Genomic DNA, 23,397 nt, shown 5'->3' with positions numbered 1-23,397 from the left:
TTCGCACATTTTAACGTGCCGGAGCGTGGATAACGGTTTTCTGAGGCGGTTACGCTGGACGCATCGAATTACGACCAATTAGCGTAACAAGGGTGCTGGAGAGGGCGAGTCGAGTCAACTTGTTTATAGTTAACGGAAATTAACCATTGTGACGGAGGCGTAACGGCGACCGTCGAGGACCGTTTCGGTCCCGGCATATCGTCGTTGACAGCTGTCAACCGACGGAGCTGTAGCCGCGCTTGACCTTGGACACCATCAAACGGCGCATCGCCTCCTGCGCTTGGGCAACGTTGGCAAAGAGATCGAGACGCCTCCGGCCCAGCGTACCTATGCGGCCCCATTCGCGCACCAGCACCGCGTCGCCAAACAGCGAACGCTCAACCGACAGGCAATAGAACCGCGCCATGTTACGGCTCGGATCACGACGCTGGAGGTGCAGGATGGGGCTCGGTTTGTGCATGGACGGCAGAATCGCGCGCGGCGAACCCACCGTCCAATGAAACTCCTGAATCGATCAGCCGTGGTCGATTCAGGCTGTTGATGGGATCAGGCTCGTCAGGCCGCCTGCCCTACAGCCGTGGCCTGATCAAATGCGGCGAGCAGTTCGAGCTTACGCTTTTCGTAACGCTCGACGGCAGCCAGCTTGATGTGGCCATAGCCGCGGACGGTCTCGGCCAGGCTGGCGATCTCTGTCGCCATTGCCAGGTTTGAAGCCGACAGGCGGGCGGCAAGCGCCTCGACCAGCGTGAAGTAGTCCGCCGCCAGTTTGCGTTCCATCTTGCGCTCGGCGGTGCGGCCGAATGGATCGAAGCGGGTGCCACGCAGGCTCTTGAGGCGAGCCAGCACGGCAAAGGCCGGCTCGATCCAGCGGCTGCCGATGGCGATCTTGGCGGGATGGCCGGTGCGCGGATCGGTACGGGTCAGCATCGGCGGCGCGAGATTATACTGGAGCTTGAAGTCGCCTTCGAACTGCTCGGCGAGCTTTTGCCGGAAGGCCGGATCCCGATGCAGCCGCGCTACCTCGTATTCGTCCTTATAGGCCATCAGCTTGAATGCGGCCTTGGCAACGGCCGTCGCGAACATAGCCTGCCCCGGAGCCACTCTCGCCTCGGCTTGCCGCGCCTTGTCAACAAGCGTCCGATAGCGCTCGGCATATCCCGCGTCCTGATACCCGGTGAGGAACACGACGCGCTGCGCGACGATCTCATCAAGCGACTTGGCTTCGGGCGCCGAAGCGGGTGCCGTCCCAGCCTGCCGGCTGACGAAGTCCATGTCGTCGACGGAACGCCGGCCCCAGGCAAAGGCAGCGCGGTTCATGGCGACGCCGGCGCCGTTGAGGTCGATCGCCTTCTCGATCGCTTCGCGCCCGATCGGCACCAGGCCCTTCTGCCAGGCATGGCCGAGCAGGAACATGTTGGCGGCGATCGCATCGCCGAACAGCGCGGTTGCCAGCTTCATTGCGGGAAGCGTGGTGAGCGCGTCCTCGCCGCCGGCAGTGCGCAGCCGCCGCAGCGTCGCGCTTTCGCGGAAGTCGATCGTCGTGTCCTTGACGAAGGACGCCGTCGGGGCGAAGTGGTCGTCGACCACGGCCCTGGTACGGCCCTTGCCGAAAGTGGCGACGGCATTCTGCGATGCAGCGACCACGATATCGAAGCCGAGCACCAGGTCGGCCTCGCCAGGGCCGATGCGGGCTGCGTTGAGCATCTCAGGCTGTCGCGCCAGGCGAATGTGCGAGACGACGGCACCATTCTTCTGTGCCAGGCCGGTCTGGTCGAGCGTCACCAGTGACAGGCCGTCGAGATGGGCTGCCTGTGACAGTATGGCACTGACGGTGATGACGCCTGTGCCGCCGATGCCAGTAAGCAGCAGGCTGTAGGGCGCATCGCCCAACCTGGGCAGGCTGGGCTCGGCCAGGCCGGCGTCGACGCCGCCGGCAGCCTTGGCGCGCGGCTTGCGCAGGCGCCCGCCTTCGACGGTGACAAAGCTCGGGCAAAAGCCCTTGGTGCAGCTGAGGTCGGTGTTGCAGCTCGACTGGTTGATGGCGCGCTTGCGGCCAAACTCGGTCTCGCGCGGCTCGATGGAGATGCAGTTCGAGACCGCCGAGCAATCACCGCAGCCTTCGCAGACCAGTTCGTTGATGAAGGCACGCTTGGGCGAGACGGCATAGGTGCCACGCTTGCGCCGGCGGCGCTTTTCGGCGGCGCAGACCTGGTCGTAGACCAGCACGGTGACACCTTCGACGTCGCGCAGCTCACGCTGTACCTCGTCGAGCTCGTCGCGATGCCGCACATCGACCGCACGCGGCAGCAGGCCGGCCAGCAATTGCGGCCTCTCGGAGACGACGACGACCCGCTTGGCACCCTCGGCGAGCACCTGGCCGACGATCGACGGCACCGACAATTCGCCGTCATGGCGCTGGCCACCGGTCATGGCGACCGCATCGTTGTAGAGGATCTTGTAGGTGGCGTTGACCTTGGCGGCGATGCCGGCGCGGATGGCCAGCAGACCGGAATGGAAATAAGTGCCGTCGCCCATGTTGACGAAGATGTGCTTCTCGTCGGTGAAGGGGGAAAGGCCGATCCACGAGCCGCCTTCGCCACCCATCTGGGTGAAGGTCGAGGTGTCGCGCTCCATGCCGATCACCATCATGTGGCAACCGATACCGGTGGAGGCGCGGCTGCCCTTGGGCAGAACCGTCGATGTCGAATGCGGGCACCCTGAGCAGAAATAGGGTTCGCGGTTGAGCAGACCCGGTTCGGCAGGGGAGGGGGCTCCAACCGTTGACAGCTGTACGGCGCGGGCCGCGAGGCCTGCGTCATCAGTGCCCAGCCATTGCAGGATGGCACGTGCCACCGAGAGCGCGCCAATCTCGCCGATCGAGGGCAGGAGTGGAGAGCCGTCCGGCCCGGTCTTGCCGAAGACTTGCGGCCGGCGGTCGCCCGGCTGGTTGAACAGCTGCGACTTGATCTGCTCCTCGATGACCGGACGCTTTTCTTCGACGACGAGGATCTGCTCCAGCCCGTCGGCAAATTCGCGCAGGCCCTCCGGCTCCAGCGGCCAGACCATGCCAACCTTGTAAAGGCGGATGCCAAGCTCGGCAGCGCGGCCCTCGTCGATGCCGAGCAGTGCCAGTGCACCCTTGAGGTCGAGCCAGGATTTGCCGGTCGAGACAATGCCGAGCCGTGCGGCAGGGGAGGGCCAGACCGGACGGTCGAGGCGATTGGCGCGGGCGAAGGCGAGCACCGCGGCAAGCTTGGTCTCGAGCCGCCGTTCCATCGCTTGCTGTCCGTCGGGCCAGCGCATCGACAGGCCGTCGGCGGGGAGAGGCATGTCTGGCGTGACGATCTCCAGCCGGGTCGGATCGAGGTCGACAGTTGCCGAGCACTCAACGATCTCGGTCTGGCATTTGAAGCCGACCCAAGCACCGGAATAGCGGCTCATGGCCCAGCCAAGCAGACCGTAGTCGATATATTCACTGATGCCGACCGGCGACAGAAGCGGCACCATGGCCGAGATCAGGTTGTGCTCGCTCTGGTGGGGCAGGGTCGACGACACCGCGCCATGGTCGTCGCCGACGAGCAACAGCACGCCGCCATGCTTGCTGGTGCCGACGGCATTGGCGTGGCGGATGACATCCATGGTGCGGTCGACGCCCGGGCCCTTGCCGTACCACATGGAAAAGACGCCGTCGTAGCGCGCGCCGGGGAACATGCCGGTCTGCTGCGTGCCCCACACCGCGGTCGCCGCCATGTCCTCATTGAGACCGGGCTGGAAGACGATATGGCTTTCCTTGAGATGTTTCCGGGCGCTGGCCATCTCGCGATCGAATCCGGCTAATGGAGAGCCGCGATAGCCCGAGACGTAACCTGCGGTGTTGAGCCCGACGGCCAGATCCCGCTGGCGTTGGACCATCGGCAGGCGCACCAGCGCCTGCGTGCCCGAAACCAGGATGCGGCCGCGTTCGAGCGTGTAGCGCTCGTCGAGCGCCGAGGGCATGTCGACCGGGCGGGCGCCATTTTCAGGAGAAGTCACAGCTTTCATTGCGGCACTCAGACGTTGGGCAGGGCAGGGGGCATGTCGAAGATGCGGCCCGGATTGAGAATGTTGTTGGGGTCGAGCGCGGCCTTCAGGCGGCGCATCGCCGCGAGCTCGGCCGGCGCGCGCGTCAGATGAAGATAGGCCTTCTTGTCCAATCCGATGCCATGCTCTGCCGAGATCGAGCCGCCGCTTTTCGCGACGCAATCGAACACCGCGCCGGCGACCTGGTCGGGCCTGTCGGTTCGCACGACGTAATGCAGGTTACCGTCGCCGAGATGGCCGAAGACATAATCCCGCGCCGCCGGGTCGACCTGCCGCTGGGCCGCACGCGCCATATCGAGGAAGGCGCCCATTTCAGGCAGCGGCAGGCTGACATCGAGGCTGAGCATCGCATCTTCGGCGAACAGGAAGCGATTGACGTCATCGCGCAGCGTCCACAGCGCATGAAACTCGCGATCCGACTGCGAGACCACGACGTCCTCGACCAGTCCGTCCTCGATTGCCTGCGACAAAGTCTCGATGAAGGCCTCCTCGTCGGTTCCCGGGCTCATGCCCTGGATATCGGCGAGCACGTAGACCGGTGTCGACAGGGCGACCGGCGCGGTGAAGCCGAGCGCTGCGACCATGTCACCCATCAGCGGCGCCAGGATGACTTCGAAGCCTGACAGCAGGTTGCCGAGGCGGGCACGCAGGAATGTGAGCAGGCCGAAGGCCGCGCCCAGCGACGGCAAGGAGCAGAAGGCCGCGGACTGCGTCACGGGCCTGGGATGCAGCCTGAGGCAGGCGCGGGTGACGACGCCGAGCGTGCCTTCGCTGCCAATGAAGAGCTGGCCGAGGTCGTAGCCCGAATTGTCCTTGGCGAGCCCCTTGAGCGAGGACAGAGCACTACCATCGGCGAGCACGGCCTCGAGCCCCAGCACCTGGGCGCGGAAGCTGCCATAGCGCAGAACGCGAATGCCGCCGGCATTGGTGGCGATGTTGCCGCCGATGGTGGCGGTGCCGCGTGCGCCGATGTCGACGCCGAAGACGAGGCCCGCAGTGTCGGCCTTTTCCTGCACGAGTTGCAGCGGCACGCCTGCATCGGCAACGATGGTTCCGGCCGTCGGCTCGACCTCCTGCAAGGTGGTCATGCGCTCGAGCGACAACACTGCCTCGCCTGCCAGCACCCTCGCCCCGCCCGACAGTCCGGTGCGGCCGCCCTGGACGACCAGCGGCAGGCGCACGTCGTTGCAGACCTTCAGGATCTCGGCGACCTCGTCGGTGCCGCGTGGCCGCAGCACAAGCTCCGGCCGGGCGCCCCGCTCACCGGCAAGATCGTCGCTGTAGCGTGGATCGATGGCGTCGCCTACCAGGATGGCGGCCTTGTCGAGCCGTGCCTGGAGGAGGGAGAGAACCTGATCGCTCTTGGGTGTCATGGCGCCTGGATGGCCCGGAGGAAGCCATTTCCGGGCGCTGTCTCGGTCAAGCTTATTTCGCTTGCAATATTTGTCAAACCTATATTGTTTATCTTCATATCGAAACGGAGGCGGCCGCAAGGCAGCACCGACGGAGGGCGAATGCCGATCGAATATCAGGACGTGGTTCGCACTGGCGTGGCCCGGCAGGTCGCCGACAAGATCCGCGCGGCCATTCTCGACGGCCGCCTGCAGATCGACGAACGCCTGCCGACCGAAGAAGACCTCGCCAAGAGCTTCGGCATATCGCGCCCGACGGTGCGCGAGGCGCTGAAGCGGCTTGCGGCACAGAACCTGATACGCTCGCAGCGTGGGCCGACCGGTGGCACCTTCGTCAGCCGCCCCGATCCGGAGGGCCTGTCATCGGCGATCACGGGGGCCGCGACATTGCTTGTCGGCGTCGGCGCCTTCGACATCGACGAGATCATAAGCGCGCGGCTGGAAACGGAAGCAATCTGCTGCCGGCTTGCCTGCGAGCGACGCAGCGACGCCGACCTTGCCGCGATGCGCGCCGAGATCACGCTGCAGCGTTCCAAGCTGCTCAGCGACGAGGATTTTTGCGCCTCAGACGTGCGCTTCCACCGCGCCGTTGTACAGGCGGCGGGCAACGGCCCGCTCAGCCTGATGATGTACACGGTGGTCGAGGCGTTCATGCCGATCACCAACATGATCGTTTCGCATGTGCGCGAGCGCAGCACAGTCGCCGATTTCCATGAAAAGCTTGCTGGCGCCATCGAGGCGCGTAACGCAAGCGATGCCACCGGCGTGCTGTCGGAGCTGCTCGCCTATGTTCGCGACAGCTATGCGCTCAGCCTGACGCGGCGCGCCGAACGCGAGGCCAAGCGCGGCTAAGCCGGAGATTACCCCATGCCTTCCTGGAGACTTTCATGAGCGAGACTTTTACGGCGTTGATGCTTGAAGATGTCGACGGCAAGCCGCGCGCCGGCTTCCGCGAGATCACCAAAGCCGACCTGCCAGACAACGACGTGCTGGTCGAGGTCGCCTATTCAAGCCTCAACTACAAGGATGGCCTCGCCATTTCGGGCAAGGGCCGTATCGCGCGCCGCCTGCCGATGGTCGTAGGCATCGATATTGCCGGCACTGTCGTCGAGTCGCGCTCACCGGCATGGAAGGCGGGCGACAAGGTCGTGGCCAATGGCTGGGGCATGTCGGAAACGGAGTGGGGTGCGTACACACGCTTTCAGCGGCTGAAGCCGGAATGGCTGATCCGCCTGCCTGATGCCTTCACCATGGAACAGGCGATGGCAATCGGCACCGCGGGTTACACTGCGGCCCTGTGCGTCGACGCGCTCGAAGACTGGGGCAAGATCCAGCCCGGCAAGGGCGAGGTGCTGGTGACGGGTGCTGCCGGCGGCGTCGGCTCGACAGCCGTCAGCCTGTTGTCCTCCAAGGGTTATGCCGTCGTTGCCTCGACCGGCCGGGCCGAGACGCATGACTATCTCCGCTCGCTGGGCGCAACTGCCTTCCTCGACCGGGCAGAACTCGCCGGTGAGGTCAGGCCGCTGCAGAAGGAGCGCTGGAGCGGTGCCGTCGACAGCGTCGGTTCGACCACGCTCGCCAATGCGCTGGCGCAGACTGTTTATGGCGGCGCTGTCGCGGCCTGTGGGCTGGCCGGCGGCCACGACCTGCCCGGCACCGTGATGCCGCACATCCTGCGCAGCGTGACGCTGATCGGTGTCGATTCCGTATTCGCGCCGCAGGCGAAGCGGGAGCGCGCCTGGCGCACGCTGGCCGACCATCTCGACCGCACCAAGCTTGCGGCAATGACCGAGACCCACAAGATGAGCGAACTGCCTGACCTCGCCAAACGCATCGTCGCCGGCCTGGTCCGCGGCCGCGTCGTCATCGAAATCGCCTGAGGGGAGGGGAGACCATGAGCACTGACGTCGTTATCTGGGAGAAGGACGCCGAGGATGCGTTCGTCACCCTGACGCTCAACCGCCCCGACAAGATGAACGCCATGAACCAGGAGCTCGGCGACGCGCTCGAGGCGGCGATCGCCCGGGCGGTCAAGGATCCCGAGATCCGCGCCGTCATCATCACCGGCGCCGGGCGCGCCTTCACCGCCGGCTTCGACCTCGGCGGCGAGGACTTCGAGATGGATGCGGAAGCCTGGCGCGAGGACATCGGCGCCAACATGCGCCGCATGAAGCTCATTCGCGAGGCGCCGATCCCGATCATTGCCGCCGTCAACGGCTATTGTCTAGCCGGCGGGCTGGAGCTGATGATGTGCTGCGACATGACGGTCGCCGCCGAGGACGCGATGCTGGGTGAGCCGGAAGTGCGCCATGTCTCGGCGCCACCGACGCTGATGCTGCCGTGGACCGTGCCGATGATCCATGCCCGCCACCTGATGTACACAGGCGACCTGATCGACGGCCGCGAGGCCGCGCGCATCCATCTGGTCAACAAGGCCGTCCCGCGTGACCAATTGAGGGTGGAAGCCGAAAAGCTGGCGCGCAAATGTGCGCGCATGCCGGGTGCCGCGATCAAGTTCGCCAAGGCAGCGCTCAACCACCAGCAGCAGACGGCCGGTCTCGAGAGCTCCTGGACTTACAATCGCGAAACCACCGCGATCCTGCATGCCTCGGAAGAGGGTCGCTACTGGATGCGGCTGCTCAAGGAGCATTCACTGAAGGAATTCCTCGACATCCGCGAAAAGCCGTTCCGCGATCTGGACTAGGCTTTCAAGGCGTCAGGCGCCCACGGGCGCCTGACCGCCACCTGCATGAAGCGCCTCGAACAGGTCCGCGTGGTTGCGCAGATAGCGTGACTGGACGATTTGGCCTTTGTCCGACTGCTCGCCCTTGCTGCGATCGGCCGGCGCAGTTGCGAGATCGAAACGGGCTATCGCGGTCGAACCTGAGGGATTGGCGGCGTTCCAGGCGGCAATGCGCACGCTGAGTTCGTTGGGACGAGCCTTGCCCGCCGGCGAGGGAAACACCAGCGCCACGAGGCGGTCACGGTTCTCGCCCGAAATGACGATGTCGTCGGCAAGCGGCGCGCATTGCGCCAGAAGGCCGGCGCGCAGCGGCCCGGTGCGCACCTTGACCCCACTCGACAGCTTGAAATCCTCGGCGAGACGGCCATCGAAGCCGAACACGGCAACGCCATCCGTGCGCTGCCGCAGCACCGCCGCATCACCGGTACGGTAGAAACCGTGCTCGTCCATCGGCAGTTCGACCTTTCGGCCCTCGATCAGATAGCAAGGTGCGATGTTGGGACCAGAGACGCGCAGCTCACTGCGGCCGTCGATGTCGACAAGCGCCACGCTGTGACCGGGCAGGGGGTGGCCAAGCTCACCCGGACGCTCGAGCGGCGCCGGCGACAGCGTGATCGTCGAAGCCGCTTCGGTCGCGCCATAACCTGAGAGAATCTGGAAATCGCCATGGCTGTCGCGAAAGGCGGCGAGACGGCGCCACAAATCGGCATCGATACCTGCGCCGGCAAAGAAGATGGCGCGCAGACGCCGCGTCAGGGCAAGAGCGCCGGCATCGTCGTTTTCCAGCCGATCGAGCAGGAGCCTCAGCCCGAGCGGAACGGCGATGTGCATGGTCGGGCAGACATCGGCCATCAGCTTTGCCGTTGCCTCGATCGTCGCGGGGCCGGGTGCGGCGTCGACATGCATCGCGCCGCCGTTCCAGATCACCTTGAAGATGTTGTCGAGGCCGCCGAAGACGTGGTGCCATGGCAGCCAGTCGACGAGCACGGGCGGCGTTTCCACGACGAACGGCCACATCGCTGCGATGGCGGCCTGGTTGGACGAAACCATGCCTCGCGTGATCGGCACGCCCTTGGGCGCACCGGTGCTGCCGGAGGTGAAGAAGATCGCGGCCCAGTCATCCGGCGACACGGACTCGTCCACTCCGGGCGTGGCCATGTCGCTGCCATCGACTGCAAGGTCGTTGAGCGAAACGGCGTCCATGCCCTGGATGGCCGGATGGCCTGACGGCGCCACGATCAGCCGGGGCCTGGCGTTTTCGAGAAACGATCTTGTCGCTTCGGTTTCAACGCCATCGCGGAAAGGAAAGGGAGGCAGCGCCGCATGGACGAAGCCGCCGGACAGGCAAGCGAGCTTGAGCACCAGCGCATCGATGCCGGCCGGAGCCAATGTCGCCACGCAATCGCCCTTGCGCAGGCCATAGCGGCCCGTCAGCAGCTGCCGCATGGCACGGGCGCGGGCAAGTGCCTCGCCATAGCTGATCGACCGCCTGGCGCCTTCCCGCGGCTCTGACAACAGCACCTTATCAGGCTGCTCCTTCGCCCATCTGGCAAGCCGCACCAGAATATCAGGCAGCTCGTCTGGCAGGGGGATCGAACTGCTGTAGACGCGGCGCCCGTCGGCAAGCTGCTCTTCGACCAGCTTCTGCCCCGGCGCCACGAGCTGTCCCATCAGGCTTCCTGCCGCTGGGCGCCGTCACCCTGGCGCGCCGACAACGCCTTTTCGTAGACGCTGGACTGATAGGCAATGAGCTCCTCGAAGGCCGCCGTGGCAGCCGAGGCGTCGCGGGCGCGCAGCGCTTCCAGGATATCGGCGTGCAGCGAGACGACGCGGCCGCGTTCGCGGAAGCGGAAGGAGATCATGTTGGTTGCCGGGATCAGCGAGTCGTTGACGACCAGCATGATGAAGCGCAGCTCGTTGTTGCCGGTCGCCTGGGCAATGGCGTGGTGGAAGGCGACGTCGAGCCGGCAAAACTCCTCGTCGGAAATGTCGTCACGCTCGAACGCCTCCAGCGTCGCCTCGATCGTTTCTAGATCTTCCGTAGTGGCGCGTTCGGCGGCGAGCTGGACGCAGGTGCGGCCGAGCAACAACCGCGCCTCGACGATCTCGTTGAGCCCGAAGACGCCGAGCCCGACAAACCATGTGGTCATCTCCTGCAGCATCTGGCTGGCGGCGGTGAGCGAAGGCGCATTGACGAAGACGCCGCCATTGGGGCCGCGCTTCGAACGCACCAGCTTCTTCGCCGCGAGAATCTTGAGCGCTTCGCGCACTGTCGGCTGTGAGACGCCGAAGCGCTGCGCGATCTCGGCTTCGGACGGCAGCCGCGCCTCGACGCTGAGCGTGCCCTGCACGATCTCCTGCTGCAGCGACGTCGCGATCTGATGTGCCAGGCTCTTGGTCGCCTGGACTGCCTGCTTGGCGTCCTCCATGCCCTTATGCTCTCCCTCGTTGGCCGCTTCTTATTATTTCAATATTACAATATCTAAATTGTTGACCGCCTGATCCAAAAATGCAAGCCTTCGATCCAACAGGGCTGCGCTTTCGACCCGCGACGCAAGCCACCATAAGAACTTCAGTGGGAACATGGGAGATAATTTCCGATGAAGCTGACCAGGCGTGAATTCGCCGTCGGTATGACGACGGCTATTGCCTCGATGACCCTGCCACGGCTTGCCGCGGCGCAATCGCCACTGGTCGTTCCGACCTATGGCGGGCTATGGGCCAAATTCTGGGAAGAGAAGCTCTTGCCCGGCCTCACGGCCGCAACAGGCATCCAGCCGCAGCTCGACGTCGGGCTCGGCAAGGATTTCGTCGCCAAGATCCGCGCCGGCGGCGGTCGGTCGCCCTACAGCATCTTCATGGGCAACGAAAACATCGCCGCCGTGCTGCGTGCCGAGGGCTTCTTCGAGCCTTTCGACCTCGCCAAGGTGCCGAATGCGGCAAAGACCTTCCCGCAATTCGTCAACAAGGACGCCAAAGGAATCCGCGCCATCGTCTCACCGATCGGACTCGCTTACCGCACCGACCTGGTGAAGACGGCGCCCACCTCCTGGCACGACCTCTGGGACAATCCCGAGTTCAAGGGCAAGACCGGGCTCTACCAGATCGGCAACACCGGTGCGGTCCTCTTCCTACGCCTGGTCGCCGAGCTGTTCGGCAGCGGCCCGGACGATTTCGACACTGCATTTGCCAAGATCAAGGAACTGCTGCCCTTCACGCAGGCTTCATGGAGCGGCGAGGTGGCGACGGCACTGATCCGCGGCGACGCCATCATCGCGCCGGTCGACTGGACCGAGATCATGACGCTGCAGGACAAGGGGGCACCGGTGGCCATCGTCGCCCCCAAGGAAGGGGTGCTCGCCTTCGAGCAGTCGTTCAACCTGGTCGCGACCGGGGCCGAGAAGGACGCCGCGCACGCCTATCTGAACTACATCCTCGACGCCAAGGTCCAGCAGGACATGGCCAAGGCCTTCTACACCTCTCCGAGCAACAGCGAGTCTTCCGTCGACGACGCGATGAAGGCGCGCACGCCGATCGTCGGCCCGCGCATGGCCGAGATCAAGAGCTACGACTGGGACAGCTACGTCGACAAGGCGGCAGACATTGCCGACCGCTGGAACCGGGAGATGGCGTAAGGCCACCCCGCCATCGCATCGACGTAATGGCCGGGAGGGATGCCCCCACCTCCCGGCCGAGAACCCCGCGAGGACGCCGGATGACCGCACTGACCATCGACCGTATCAACAAGCGGTATGGAAACCTGCACATCCTGAAGGACATATCGATCCCGATCGCCCAGGGCGAGTTTGTCTCGCTGCTCGGCCCCAGCGGCTGCGGCAAGACAACGACGCTGCGCTGCATCGCCGGCTTCGAGCGGCCCGACGATGGCCGCATCCTGTTTGGCAACCGCGACGTGACACGCGCCTTGCCGGAGCAGCGCGACATCGGCATGGTGTTCCAGTCCTACGCGCTTTTTCCGCACATGACGGTGGCCGAGAATCTGAGCTTCGGGCTCGAGGTGCGCAAGGTCTCCTTGCCCGACCGCCAGCGGCGCATTGCCGACGTGCTCGCGATGGTGCGCCTCGAAGGCTACGACAAGCGCTATCCGCGCGAGCTTTCCGGCGGCCAGCAGCAGCGCGTGGCGCTTGCCCGCGCGCTGGTCATCGAGCCGTCGGTGCTTTTGCTCGACGAGCCGCTGGCCAATCTCGACGCCACCTTGCGCGACGAGATGCGCTTCTTCATTCGTGACCTGCAGCAGCGCGTCGGCATCACCAGCATCTATGTCACCCACGACCAGGCCGAGGCGATGGTGATGTCGGACAAGATCGTCGTGATGAGCGCCGGCGCGATCTCGCAGTTCGGCTCGCCGCGCGACATCTATGAGCGGCCGGCGTCGCAATCGGTTGCCGGCTTCATCGGCCGGTCGAACACCATTGCGGGCAAGATCGCCGAGGCGCTTGGCCCGGACAGCTACAAGGTCGACACGCCATGCGGCAGCATCGGCACGACGGGCCCGGCGGGGCTCGCCAAGGGGGCTGAGGTCAAGATCATGATCCGGCCGGAAAACATCGACACCCGCAGGCAAGGGACAGGGGAGACGGGTGACAATGACAACGTGCTCGCCGGATCGGTGATCAACTCGGTCTATCAGGGCAGTGCCAACCAGCTGGCCGTCAGGCTCACCAGCGGCGACCGCATGATCGTCGACGTCAATGGCCGCAACCCGCTCGACATTGGCGAGCAGGTCGCCTTGCGTTTTGCCGCACGCGACAGCTGGGTCCTCGCATCATGAGCGCGGTCGAGGCGGCACCTCGCGTGGACAGCCGGGGCAACCGTGGCAGTGCTGCCTGGATGGTGGTGCCGGCGCTGGTGCTGCTGATCGGTTTCTTCGCGCTGCCATACCTGACGATCATCACCATGAGCCTGCGCGAGGCATCGACCCGCGCCGTCTATGGCGACGGCTTCACGCTGGCGCATTACACGACGGCGCTCGGTGATTTCTACATCTGGGGCATCCTCGGACGCACCTTGCTGATCGGCGCGACCGTCACCGTCATTTCGCTGCTGCTGGGCTATCCGGTCGCCTATCACCTCGCCAAGTCGCGCTCGCGCTGGACCAGCCTGCTCTACATCTTCGTGCTGTCGCCGCTGCTGGTCGGGCTGGTCGTCAGGACCTTTGCCTGGATGATCATCCTGTCCAACAACGGCGTCGCCAACCAGGCGCTCAAGGCGGCCGGCCTGATCGACTTCCCGCTGCAGCTGATGAACAATTCGCTCGGCGTCACCATCGCGCTGACGCATGTGTTCCTGCCCTTCATCATCCTGCCTTTGCTCGGCAATTTGCAGGCGATCAGTCCCGACCTTGCCATGGCGTCGCGCTCGCTCGGCGCCTCGCGCATGCGCACCTTCTGGAAGGTGACGTTGCCGCTCAGCATGCCCGGCATCCAGGCCGGCACGATCCTGGTGTTCGTGCTGTCGATCAGCGCCTATGTCACGCCCGCCATGCTTGGCGGCACCGGCGGCCGCACCATGTCGGTGCTGGTGGTGCAATACCTTGTCGACAACTTCCGCTGGCCGGCGGGGGCGGCACTGGCCATCATCATGGCGGCGGTGGCGGTCATCTTCGTCGGGCTCTATCTCAGGCTCACGGCGCGCGCGATGCGGAGACTGCCATGACAGGTTCGTCGAACGGCGTCGAAAAGACCATCTGGGACCGCCTGTTCACCGCGCTGGTCACGGCGATCTACATCTTCCTGATGTTCCCGATCGTGCTGGTCGTGCTGTTGTCGTTCAACTCGGGCGAGTTCCTGGCGTTCCCGCTCGAGGGCTTTTCGCTGCGCTGGTTCGAGGCGCTGTTTTCCAACAAGCGCTTCCTCGATGCCACGCTCTACTCGATCCAGATCGCCGCGACATCGACGGTCGTCAATGGCGTGATCGGCACACTGGCGGCGATCTACGTTGCCCGCCACGCAACGATGGCCCGCGACTACATCCGCTTGATCATGACCGCACCGCTGCTGGTGCCGGAGATTCTGACGGCGATCGCGCTGCTGTTCTATTTCTACGAAATCCGGATCGGCACCGACTATTCGATCGCCATCCAGATCGGCCACATCGTCGTCACCTTCCCCTATGTCTTCCTCAACGTGTCGTCGGCGCTGTTCAACTTCGACCGTTCGCAGGAAGAGGCGGCGCGCAGCCTCGGTGCCGGCGGCTGGATGACCTTCCGGCGCGTGACGCTGCCGGCGATCAAGCCTGGCATCATCACCGGCTGCCTGTTTGCCTTCGTCATCTCCTTCGACATCTTCAACATTTCGCTTTTGCTGAAGTCGCTCGGCAAGAACACGCTGCCGCTCGAACTGTTCGACTACCTGCGCTTCAACTTCGATCCGACCGCAGCGGCCATCGCCTCGCTCAGCATCTTCATGACCTTTGCCGCAATCCTGATCATCGACCGCACGGTCGGGCTGCGTTCGCTTCGGTTCTGATCGTGGCGGGTGAAGCACGAAGCGATATCGAGTGCCCGTTCTGCCGCCGCGATTTCTGTGACAGGGCCAGTGCTGCTCGCTTGACAATTCAGCGGCCATAAAAATACATTTCAATATCAGAATTGGTTCTGACGTGAACGCCGACGGCAAGAAGCACGCTCCATCGAGGGGAGGGCGGTCACGGGGACGAAGCCAGGGGCAGCCGCCGCCGGCCATCTCAGCATCATGAGGAGGAACAAAGTGCATCATTTTTCGCTTCTGCGCGGCGCAACGTTGGCCGCAACGGCTGCAACCGCCCTGGTGACTTTTGCCGGCGCGCTGACCGCCGCCGAACTGCCGAAATCGGCCGAGGTCAAGGACACCGGCAAGCTGATCATCGCCAACACCCTCGAATACGCGCCGTTCGAATTCATCGACGAAAACGGCAAGCAGGTCGGCATCAACATCGAGCTGGCCCAGGAAACCGCCAAGCTGCTCGGCGCCGAGCTTGAAGTCACCCGCATTCCCTTCCCCTCGATGGTGCCGGGCCTCGCCGCCGGCCGCTTCAAGGTCGCGTGGGAAACCTTCGCCGCCACCGACGAGCGCCTGAAGCAGGTCGACTTCGTGATGTTCATCAAGTCAGGCATCGTTGCGTCTACGACCGCCGACAAAGTCTCGCAGTTCCAGGGCGAGAACAATCTCTGCGGCAAGCGGATCGGCGTCATCGGCGGCGCGGTGTCGGACTTCATCGCCGACCGCCTGAGCGCCGAGTGCAAGGAAAAAGGCCTGCCGGAGATTGCCAAGAGCATCTTCCCGGAGGGTAAGGACATCATCCAGGCCGCGCTCTCCGATCGTATCGATGCCCGCCTCGACGACGCCACCGCATCGGGCTATTTCGAGGTGACCAGCAAGGGGCAGATGGTGGTCGTTCCGGGTCTCTACGACGTCGCACCGCTCGGCATCGCCATCCCCAAGGGTGACAAGGAAACGGCCGACATGCTGGCCGCCGGCGTCAACGAGCTGATCAAGAACGGCACCTACAAGACGATCATGGCCAAGTACGGCATGACCAGCGCCATGATCGACGAAGCCTATATCGTCGACAGCGCCGACAAGATCCGCAAGTAATACGAAAGGCCGGCGAGGGACATGGAACCTTCGCCGGCCATCAGCACTGCTGGGAGGGCGGCTGAATGGACCGGGCCGAAACGCAAACGCCGCCGCCGGAGGCGCTGACAGTCGTGCCGCTGCGCCACTATGGCCTGTGGGTCGGCACAGCGATCACGCTGGCTATCCTCGGACTGATCCTCAAGGCGCTGGCCACCAATCCCGCCTTCGACTGGCCGACAGTCGGAAAGTACCTGTTCCACCCCTCGATCATGCGCGGCCTCGGCCAGACGCTGGTACTGACCGTCACCATCATGGTGCTGGCGATCGTCATCGGCACCATCGTCGCCATCATGCGGCTGTCGCCGAGCCGCATCCTGAACGCCTTTGCCAGCGCCTACATCTGGTTCTTCCGCGGCGCACCGGCGCTGATCCAGCTGATCTTCTGGTTCAACCTGGCACTGGTGGTGCGCGAGTTCTCGCTGACGCTGCCCTTCATCGGCACGCTGTTCACGGTCAAGACCAACGATTTCATGACACCTTTCGTGGCGGCCGTCATCGCGCTGTCGCTGCATGAAGCCGGCTACATGGCCGAGATCGTGCGCGCCGGCATCAACTCGGTGGCTTCAGGCCAGACCGAGGCTGCCGGCAGTCTCGGCATGAACCACCGGCTGATCCTGCGCCGCATCACGCTGCCCCAGGCAATGCGCTTCATCGTGCCGCCGACCGGCAACGAAACGATCAACCTTCTGAAGACGACATCGCTGGTCACCATCATCGCCGTCAACGATTTGCTCTATGCCGCGCAGAGCATCTATGCGCGCACCTTCGAGACCATCCCGCTGCTGATCGTCGTGGCTTTCTGGTATCTGTTCGTCGTCACCATCCTGTCGATCTGCCAGCACTACATCGAGCAATATTACGGCAGAAGCGACCTGCAGCAGGGCGCCTCCTTCGGCGACACGCTGAAACGCGCCTTCAGGTTCGGACGGGTGGCACAGCCAGCATGACATCGAAAGCAGAAAACCAGGCCCGCTTCGGCGTTCCCGACAATTCGATGGTGTTCGCACGCGGCGTGCGCAAGTCCTTCGGCGCAGTCGAAGTGCTGAAAGGCATCGACCTCAACGTGCCGACCGGCTCTGTCGCCTGTGTCATCGGACCGTCGGGTTCGGGCAAGAGCACCTTCCTGCGCTGCATCAACCATCTCGAAGAGGTCAGCGGCGGCGTGCTCCTGGTCGACGGCGAATTCGTCGGCTACGACCTGCGCCACGGCAAGCTCTACGAGGTCAACAACAAGCTTTTGTGCCAACGCCGTGCCGACATCGGCATGGTATTCCAGTCCTTCAACCTGTTCTCGCACATGACCGCACTGGAGAATTTGATCGAAGCGCCGATCATGGTGAAGGGCATGTCCAAGGCCGAAGCCAAGGACAAGGCCCATGCGCTGCTCGAGCGCGTCGGGCTATCGGCCAAGGCAGACGCCTATCCGCGCCAGCTTTCCGGCGGACAGCAGCAGCGCGTCGCGATCGCGCGAGCATTGGCGATGAACCCAAAGGTGTTGCTGTTCGACGAGCCGACCTCGGCGCTCGATCCGGAGCTCGTCGGCGAGGTGCTGGTGGTCATGCGCGACCTGGCCGAGAGCGGCATGACCATGGTCGTCGTCACCCACGAGATCGGCTTCGCCCGCGAGGTCGGCGACCAGCTGATCTTCATGGATCGCGGCGTCGTCGAGGAGCGCGGCGAACCGCGCGAAATGATCGCCAACCCGCAATCGCCGCGCACGCGCGAGTTCCTGTCCCACGTGCTGTAAGGCGACGGGCTGACCAGATATGTGGCGGTGCTGATACGCTTGGCGCATGGCGCCCGATGCTGACAAGAAGTGGCTCAAAGGCCGCTTTTTGTTGTCGTGGCACAGCCGGCTAAAAGACTGCCAAGTATTTAAGCAGCGAAACAATACCGATAATGATCACAATTATCTGCGCAATCTGCCGCATCTTGGCGTCGATGGGCAGGCGCTGAACCAGATAAAGCACAAGTATGATCACCAGGAACGTGATCAGGATACCGATGAGCACGGATGAAGCCATGGGGTTCTCCTATGGGAACTGAATGGAATGGGGCCGGCTGGTGGCGCTGTGATCGTTCAATACCAGCGGCCACCCTCACCGTTTGAGCCTTTCGCGATCGCAAAGCCGATCATGAACCCGACCAAACCTGCCAAACCAATCACGGCACCGGTCGTTGCCGGATTCTCGCGGGCGGCCTCGGAGACAGATTGGGCTTGCGAGCGAAGCTGCCGGGCCGCTCGCGACGTCCGCATCGACGCCCCCTCAATGACGCCGCGCGCCGTGTCGCGTGCTTCCGCGACAAGGTCCAAGCTGCGGTCGGTAAGGGATTTGTTGATTTTGGCGATCTCCTTGCGCAGTTCGGAGATCTGCTTTTCGACCGACTTTTGGATGCCGTCGATACCAGGAACTTCGGTTTTGGGGGTGTCAGCCATGATTTTTCCTTCTGCAACCAGATGGCAACGGTGCAGACAGGAATTTGTTCCGTGGCCGGTCGACCGCAACGGGTCACCCCGACGCCCCTCCAAAAGAGAGCCGCGCAACGGCTCTCCCAGCTTCGTCGTGAAAAATCAGACGCCCGTGACGAGCCGCCGCTGCGAAGCCTGGTAGACGAGCGAGGTCCAGCTGTTGCTCGATGCGAGGTGGCAATAGACCAGCCCGAGCGCGCCCGATCTGCGCAAATCGAGAAAGGCTTCGTCGGAGAGCTTGTTGAATGCCGGCTCGTCGATGACCTGGAAATCGGTGACGTTGAGCACTTCACCGCCTTCGAGCGTGACCGTGCTCTGGCGCGGCGCAAACAGGCCGTGGGCGTCGATCTTTTCCACCATCGCGCGGGTGGCATTGAAATCGATCTGGAACTGGTTGCAGAAGGCGAGCGCCTGCTTGCTTGCCTCGCTGGCTTCCGCCGCATTGAAGAACGGTGCGACCTTGCCGGCGCTGGAGGATACCTCGGTGACGCGCTCGCTGGCGCGGTCGACGCACAAGGTCAGCCGGCCGGTGCCCGTTCCGGAGTCGTTGGCGAGGATAAAGGGGTAGCGGCGGACATAGGCCGGGATGTAATGCGGCTCGAGCCACTTGCCGCTTGCCTCGACGAAGAGGTTTTCGTTCTGGCGCAATCCGGTGATGACGACAGGCGCCTTGGCGGCCCCGATAAAGACGATCGGATAGGAGCGCATCGCTGCCGGCATTTCGGATGCCACCACCGGGATGGCATGCGCCTCGCGGGCGAAGGAAAAATCACTGCGCGCCGTCAGGCCGAGCGAGCCATGCCGTGCCGGGTTGAGCGCCTCGGGCCTGGAATAGAACAGCGGCAGGCCGGCGGCCGCGGCACCTTCCACGGCTTTGGTTTCGGTCGTCGGTTCGGTCATCGGTTAAGTCCTTCCGGCGGCTCGGATCGCGTGGCGACTGCGCGATCGTCTTGATATGTGATTCATAGAGTTGGCAATGTCGTGAAACTGTACTGCGACTATGGACAGGACACTGGCAAGCAGCAAGATTGGGTGCTTCTCGGATTGTACACTAGTGGGCGGACCAGATGATTTCGGCTTCGGATTTTGAAAGCTCTGTCGGGCAGACCTTCACCGTCGACGCCGGCGGCACGCAGTTGCGGCTCGAATTGCATGCGGTGCGCCCACTGTCCTCGAGCGCGCGCCCGGGCGGCGGCTTTTCGCTGCAGTTCAAGGGGCCGCGCAATGCTGCCCTGCAGCAGGCAACGTACCGCTTTGTCGGCGCCGATTTCGCCGACGACATCTTCATCGTGCCAGTGTCGGCCGACGCGACTGCCGTGTTCTACGAGGCCGTGTTCAACTGAACGCGTCATGACGGCTGCGAGCCGGGCGGAAACGCCGCCATCAGGTCGTAGACGCCCTTGTCTTCGACGACGGTGAAACCCAGCCTGAGATAGAGCCGCTTCGCCGGATTGTTCTTTTCGACGTGGATCGAGGCGCGCTTGCCCGCTGCGAAAGCCTCGTCGAGCGCGTCGCCCAGCACGGCCGCGCCGTAGCCCTGGCCGCAGGCCTCGGCTACGAAAGCGACATCGACGATACGGTGCTCATCCTGCCAGCGCGCGACATAGAGCCTGCCGATGGGACGGCCCGCATGATCGATGACGAGCCGTTCGGCACCGGGATAATGCTTGATGTAGTGATGGTGCTGGGCGGCAAACTGCTGTGCCAGGAATGATTGTTTCTGGCCCTCCGACCATCCCGTCGGCTCGAGCTCCTGCCATCGCGACGAGGCATACAGCGCCGACAGGAACGGCAGGTCCTGATCACCAGCCGGCCGGAAACTCAGACCCGCCTGGCGAGAACGACGCCAGGACGACAGACTTCCCGCCGAGACGGTCTCGGCCTTACCCCTCAGAATTGCAGTCATCAGACCGGCGGCGTCAGGTCACGCACCACCGAGAAGCGGCGGATGCCGCCGTCGGCCAGTTGATCCCAGTCGAGGTCCCATTCCGTGCTGTCAAACGCTGTCTGGCGCTTGGCCCACAGGCCGCCTCCGGCCGGAGATCTCGTCGCATGGCTGAACAGCATCAGCCGGCCATCCGCGTTGTAGTCGAGCTTGAATTCGACATTGCTGTCGGAACTGGAAAAATCGCGCCAGCCGGTCCAGTTCTGCGTGCGCGCGCTGTTCTGCGCATTGAACTGATGAACGAAACTGCGGTCGCTGCCGACAAGGACTATGTCGTTGTCGCCCTGGATGCCGCTGGCGAGCGTGTAGATGGGCGTGCGCGAGAAGCCCGGTGTCGCCCATGGCGTCCACGTATCCGATCCCGCCGGCTGCTGCCTGGTGTGGACCACTTGGCCATTGCTGGTCAGGCCGAAGAAATTGAGCCCGCCGCCGGGCCCCAGCACCGGTGACATTCCCACAAACGTGCCTGTCGTCGGCGTGTTCATCATCACCCAGGGCGTCCACTGGCCGACAGCGGTCGTGCGCGCCACCGATTGCTGGCAGCGGTAGAGATTGAGGCCCGAATTGATGCCGAAAAGGACGATGCGGCCATCGCCCTGACGCTTGGCTGATATGGCAACGACGCTGCCCGGTATCTGCTGCCAGTCGCTCCACGGCTTGTCAGGCGGCGCCAGCTCCTGCACGGTTATGGTGATCGGCTTGTCGGTGCCGGGCGGCGTGACGGTGACCGTCTTCTCCACGACCTTGGGCGGGTTCTCCCGTATCCACCAGATCTGGCCATTGGCGGTAACGACAAAGATCTCAATCAGACCGTCGGCATCCCGTGCCATCGACATGCTCTGATAGCCCGTTGCGCCCGGTACCGCGCCGATGTTGACCGGCGGGTTCCATTTCTCGATCGGCCCAACCTGGTTGGCGTCTTCGGTGATGAAGACGAGTTGCGGGCCGCCGGACGGCTGTGCCACCACTGCGACCCGGCCATCGCGCGTCAAGCCTGTCGCCATGATGGCGTAGGTGCCCGGCGCGACAGGCGACCAAGCCTTGGCCCAGGGGCCATTGGGACCGTTCTGCGCCTTCTGCACGAGCTGACTGTTGCCATCGATGGCGATGACCATCAGCCGTGACAGCTCGAAAAACTTCACGCCAGGCGGCAGGTGGCGCAAGGCCGGTCCACTCGACCGTTTCGCGCGCACGGCCAAGGCTTTGACGGGCGTTGTTGCTTTCGCCGTCGAGGCAGACGCCTTGGCAAGGGCCGTTTTCTTCGTGGCCGAAGCAAGCGCGGCTTTCGCCTTCGATGCGGGCGCCGACTTGGCCGCCGCCTTCTTCGCTACCGGCGTCGACGTTGCCTTTGCGGTTGGTGCCTTGGCTGCAACAGGCTTCTTGGCGGTTGCGTTCTTGCCGGCGCTATCACGCGCCGTCGACTTTGGAGCTGCTTTCTTGGCCATGATGTTGGTCCTGCGTGGCTCGAAATTCATTAGCCTCTGGGCGGGAAGACACCCTGCAGCGCGATACAGAAATAGCAGGTGAGATAGGGCTGCAGATTGTTGTGTGCTGCGTCGCCACCGGCGGGTGCGAGAGCATTGGCATTCATGCTTGTCAGATTGGCTGAGACATTGGTCTGGTAAAGCTTGCCGCCAACCGAGGTGGCCACGGTAATGTCTGCCGTCAGCGAACCTTGCGTGCCATCCTCGTTTGTCACCATCAAGCTATGCGAATGCGTCGGGATCTCGGATTCGAGCAGGGTCACCGTCTCTTCCCCGCCTGTTTCGCCGAGATCGTGCAGCGACAGCCCCGGTCCCTGGCCGGGGTGCATCGGCGTTCGTCCCTGCAGATCGGGCAGGGCGAAATTGGACTTGCCATTGCCGCCATAGGTCGTGCCAAGCAGCGAGAACAGGGCGGTGTTCTGCGACAGCGGCAACAACTGGCCGTCGCACCACGCCCACCCCCTGGGCGCGAAGTTGAAGGGAAAAATACGGATTTCGGCGACGAAGGGGTCGGCCATTGCTTCCTCTCAGGTCGGCGACGGGAAAATTCCAAAAAGCGAGATGATGAAATTGATGCAGAGATAGGGCTGGAAGTTGGCGTGCGGCTGGCTGCCGCCGACCGATCCCACCGCGGCTTGCGCCATAGCTACAGTCACCGTCTCCGGAGCGTAGGGTGTGATCACAGTCGAGCTGGCCAGGACGTTACCCTCGGGTGCCGGCTGAGCGCCATTGACTGTCGAGCCGAGCAAGGGATGGGAGTGCGCGGGTATCTGGCCGATGGTCAGCGTGATCTCCTCGGCGCCGCCGGTCTCGGCCAGGATAAATCCATTGCCCTGGTGCAGCGGCACCCGGCCGCGCAGATCGGGCAGCGCGAACGTGCTCTCACCGTCGCCGCCATAGGTCGTACCGATGAGGTTGAACAGCGTCTCGTTTTCGGAGATCGGCAGCAGCTGACCTTCGCAGAACATCCATCCCGCCGGCGCGAAATTGCCGGCAAACATGCGAACCTCGCCAACATAGGGCTGTGCCATGGCTTTGCCTCCTCAGGTCGGCGAAGGGAAGATGCCCTGGAGGGCGATACAGAAGCTGAGCGTCAGGAACGGCTGCATGTTGAGATGCGCCTGGCTGCCGCCGACGTTGCTGATGCTGCCGGCTTTCAAAGCCACCAAACTCTGCGCGCTCGCCGAGTAGGTGTTGCCCGGGTCCTTGGCAAACACCGTGCCGTTGGTGTTCTGCGGTCGCGGATTGACGGCGTCACCTTGCGAACTGGACCCGCTGAGAACATGGGTGTGAGTGGGTATTTCGGAGATCGACAGCGTATGCGCCGGCTCACCACCACGTTCACCCAGTGTATGGTTGGAGCCGACATGGATCGGCAGCCGACCGCGATAGTCCGGCAGGGCAAAATTCACCCGGCCATCGCCGCCGAACGTCGTGCCCAGAAGAGAAAACAATCCCTGGTTCTGGTTTATCGGAAGAAGCTGTCCATTGCACAATGCCCATCCTCTGGGCGCAAACGCAAAGGACATGATGCGAATTTCCGATAGAAATGGCTCCGCCATGATCGCCCCTCAACCCATTTCAATCTAGAATCAAGAATTAGAACTGTCTACTAAAACAACTATT

The 23,397-nt window shown here is 63.8% G+C and carries 24 protein-coding genes; 11 read left to right on the top strand and 13 right to left on the bottom strand.

Annotated elements, in window-relative coordinates; genetic code table 11:
- Positions 1 to 214: 214 nt before the first annotated feature.
- The 3 genes from HNQ95_RS17045 to HNQ95_RS17035 all read right to left on the bottom strand — a co-directional run bounded on the left by HNQ95_RS17045 (position 215) and on the right by HNQ95_RS17035 (position 5,453).
- Positions 215 to 460 carry a WGR domain-containing protein gene (locus tag HNQ95_RS17045; RefSeq protein WP_182574746.1) on the bottom strand — a complete coding sequence of 82 codons (246 nt, stop codon included), beginning with the start codon at positions 458 to 460 and terminating at the stop codon, positions 215 to 217.
- Between the two features lie 95 nt (positions 461 to 555).
- Positions 556 to 4,041 carry an indolepyruvate ferredoxin oxidoreductase family protein gene (locus tag HNQ95_RS17040; protein WP_182574708.1) on the bottom strand — a complete coding sequence of 1,162 codons (3,486 nt, stop codon included), beginning with the start codon at positions 4,039 to 4,041 and terminating at the stop codon, positions 556 to 558.
- 8 nt (positions 4,042 to 4,049) lie between these two features.
- The gene (locus tag HNQ95_RS17035; protein ID WP_182574710.1) at positions 4,050 to 5,453 is read right to left on the bottom strand and encodes an FAD-binding oxidoreductase; all 1,404 of its coding nucleotides are present in this window, start codon (positions 5,451 to 5,453) and stop codon (positions 4,050 to 4,052) included.
- 141 nt (positions 5,454 to 5,594) lie between these two features.
- Here HNQ95_RS17035 and HNQ95_RS17030 point away from each other — a divergent pair, with 141 nt between their 5' ends.
- The 3 genes from HNQ95_RS17030 to HNQ95_RS17020 are packed head-to-tail and all read left to right on the top strand — an operon-like array spanning position 5,595 to position 8,196.
- Positions 5,595 to 6,344 (top strand): FadR/GntR family transcriptional regulator, encoded by a 750-nt coding sequence (locus tag HNQ95_RS17030; protein ID WP_154384421.1) that lies wholly within the window; start codon positions 5,595 to 5,597, stop codon positions 6,342 to 6,344.
- A gap of 35 nt (positions 6,345 to 6,379) precedes the next feature.
- Complete coding sequence (locus tag HNQ95_RS17025; protein ID WP_154384420.1) at positions 6,380 to 7,372, top strand: MDR family oxidoreductase; 993 nt, start codon at positions 6,380 to 6,382, stop codon at positions 7,370 to 7,372.
- Positions 7,373 to 7,386: 14 nt separating this feature from the next.
- On the top strand, positions 7,387 to 8,196 hold the full coding sequence (locus HNQ95_RS17020) for an enoyl-CoA hydratase/isomerase family protein (protein WP_182574712.1): 810 nt from the start codon (positions 7,387 to 7,389) through the stop codon (positions 8,194 to 8,196).
- A 12-nt stretch (positions 8,197 to 8,208) separates the two neighbouring features.
- Here the strand turns inward: HNQ95_RS17020 and HNQ95_RS17015 are convergent, their stop codons facing one another.
- On the bottom strand, positions 8,209 to 9,906 hold the full coding sequence (locus HNQ95_RS17015; RefSeq protein ID WP_182574714.1) for an AMP-binding protein: 1,698 nt from the start codon (positions 9,904 to 9,906) through the stop codon (positions 8,209 to 8,211).
- Positions 9,906 to 10,664 (bottom strand): FadR/GntR family transcriptional regulator, encoded by a 759-nt coding sequence (locus HNQ95_RS17010; protein WP_182574716.1) that lies wholly within the window; start codon positions 10,662 to 10,664, stop codon positions 9,906 to 9,908. The genes HNQ95_RS17015 and HNQ95_RS17010 overlap by 1 nt, the downstream gene beginning before the upstream one ends.
- Before the next feature lie 171 nt (positions 10,665 to 10,835).
- Here HNQ95_RS17010 and HNQ95_RS17005 point away from each other — a divergent pair, with 171 nt between their 5' ends.
- From HNQ95_RS17005 to HNQ95_RS16975, 7 genes are all read left to right on the top strand, one after another.
- On the top strand, positions 10,836 to 11,870 hold the full coding sequence (locus HNQ95_RS17005; protein WP_083948853.1) for an ABC transporter substrate-binding protein: 1,035 nt from the start codon (positions 10,836 to 10,838) through the stop codon (positions 11,868 to 11,870).
- An 80-nt stretch (positions 11,871 to 11,950) separates the two neighbouring features.
- Positions 11,951 to 13,027: an ABC transporter ATP-binding protein gene (locus HNQ95_RS17000; protein ID WP_067968361.1), complete on the top strand. Its 1,077-nt coding sequence runs from the start codon at positions 11,951 to 11,953 to the stop codon at positions 13,025 to 13,027.
- On the top strand, positions 13,024 to 13,911 hold the full coding sequence (locus HNQ95_RS16995; RefSeq protein ID WP_083948852.1) for an ABC transporter permease: 888 nt from the start codon (positions 13,024 to 13,026) through the stop codon (positions 13,909 to 13,911). Before HNQ95_RS17000 ends, HNQ95_RS16995 begins: the two co-directional genes overlap by 4 nt.
- A complete protein-coding gene (locus HNQ95_RS16990; protein WP_182574718.1) occupies positions 13,908 to 14,723 on the top strand; it encodes an ABC transporter permease in 816 nt (271 codons plus the stop codon). The genes HNQ95_RS16995 and HNQ95_RS16990 overlap by 4 nt, the downstream gene beginning before the upstream one ends.
- 225 nt (positions 14,724 to 14,948) lie before the next feature.
- Complete coding sequence (locus HNQ95_RS16985) at positions 14,949 to 15,830, top strand: ABC transporter substrate-binding protein (protein ID WP_083948850.1); 882 nt, start codon at positions 14,949 to 14,951, stop codon at positions 15,828 to 15,830.
- A 65-nt stretch (positions 15,831 to 15,895) separates the two neighbouring features.
- Positions 15,896 to 16,819: an amino acid ABC transporter permease gene (locus HNQ95_RS16980; RefSeq protein WP_067968357.1), complete on the top strand. Its 924-nt coding sequence runs from the start codon at positions 15,896 to 15,898 to the stop codon at positions 16,817 to 16,819.
- Positions 16,816 to 17,619, top strand: a complete 804-nt coding sequence (locus tag HNQ95_RS16975) for an amino acid ABC transporter ATP-binding protein (protein ID WP_067968354.1) — start codon at positions 16,816 to 16,818, stop codon at positions 17,617 to 17,619. Before HNQ95_RS16980 ends, HNQ95_RS16975 begins: the two co-directional genes overlap by 4 nt.
- A 109-nt stretch (positions 17,620 to 17,728) precedes the next feature.
- Here HNQ95_RS16975 and HNQ95_RS34095 read toward each other — a convergent pair whose 3' ends face one another.
- From HNQ95_RS34095 to HNQ95_RS16960, 3 genes are all read right to left on the bottom strand, one after another.
- Positions 17,729 to 17,896 carry a Thivi_2564 family membrane protein gene (locus tag HNQ95_RS34095; protein WP_154384416.1) on the bottom strand — a complete coding sequence of 56 codons (168 nt, stop codon included), beginning with the start codon at positions 17,894 to 17,896 and terminating at the stop codon, positions 17,729 to 17,731.
- A gap of 56 nt (positions 17,897 to 17,952) precedes the next feature.
- Entirely contained in the window at positions 17,953 to 18,309 is a 357-nt protein-coding gene (locus HNQ95_RS16965; RefSeq protein WP_182574720.1) for a hypothetical protein, read from the bottom strand.
- A gap of 135 nt (positions 18,310 to 18,444) precedes the next feature.
- On the bottom strand, positions 18,445 to 19,242 hold the full coding sequence (locus HNQ95_RS16960) for a SapC family protein (RefSeq protein ID WP_067968349.1): 798 nt from the start codon (positions 19,240 to 19,242) through the stop codon (positions 18,445 to 18,447).
- Between the two features lie 167 nt (positions 19,243 to 19,409).
- Here HNQ95_RS16960 and HNQ95_RS16955 point away from each other — a divergent pair, with 167 nt between their 5' ends.
- Entirely contained in the window at positions 19,410 to 19,685 is a 276-nt protein-coding gene (locus HNQ95_RS16955; protein WP_067968347.1) for a DUF6916 family protein, read from the top strand.
- Positions 19,686 to 19,690: 5 nt separating this feature from the next.
- Here HNQ95_RS16955 and HNQ95_RS16950 read toward each other — a convergent pair whose 3' ends face one another.
- The 5 genes from HNQ95_RS16950 to HNQ95_RS16930 are packed head-to-tail and all read right to left on the bottom strand — an operon-like array spanning position 19,691 to position 23,333.
- Positions 19,691 to 20,248, bottom strand: coding sequence for a GNAT family N-acetyltransferase (locus tag HNQ95_RS16950; RefSeq protein WP_067968340.1), 558 nt, complete (start codon positions 20,246 to 20,248; stop codon positions 19,691 to 19,693).
- On the bottom strand, positions 20,248 to 21,732 hold the full coding sequence (locus HNQ95_RS16945; RefSeq protein WP_157097252.1) for a DUF8189 domain-containing protein: 1,485 nt from the start codon (positions 21,730 to 21,732) through the stop codon (positions 20,248 to 20,250). Before HNQ95_RS16945 ends, HNQ95_RS16950 begins: the two co-directional genes overlap by 1 nt.
- A 29-nt stretch (positions 21,733 to 21,761) precedes the next feature.
- Positions 21,762 to 22,289, bottom strand: a complete 528-nt coding sequence (locus tag HNQ95_RS16940) for a phage tail protein (protein WP_067968333.1) — start codon at positions 22,287 to 22,289, stop codon at positions 21,762 to 21,764.
- 9 nt (positions 22,290 to 22,298) lie between these two features.
- Complete coding sequence (locus HNQ95_RS16935) at positions 22,299 to 22,802, bottom strand: phage tail protein (RefSeq protein ID WP_067968330.1); 504 nt, start codon at positions 22,800 to 22,802, stop codon at positions 22,299 to 22,301.
- Between the two features lie 12 nt (positions 22,803 to 22,814).
- On the bottom strand, positions 22,815 to 23,333 hold the full coding sequence (locus HNQ95_RS16930) for a phage tail protein (RefSeq protein WP_067968327.1): 519 nt from the start codon (positions 23,331 to 23,333) through the stop codon (positions 22,815 to 22,817).
- Positions 23,334 to 23,397 lie beyond the last annotated feature (64 nt).

The organism is Aminobacter ciceronei, assembly GCF_014138625.1.
In the GTDB taxonomy this organism is placed as follows: domain Bacteria; phylum Pseudomonadota; class Alphaproteobacteria; order Rhizobiales; family Rhizobiaceae; genus Aminobacter; species Aminobacter ciceronei.
This window is presented reverse-complemented; position numbering and strand designations above follow the sequence as displayed.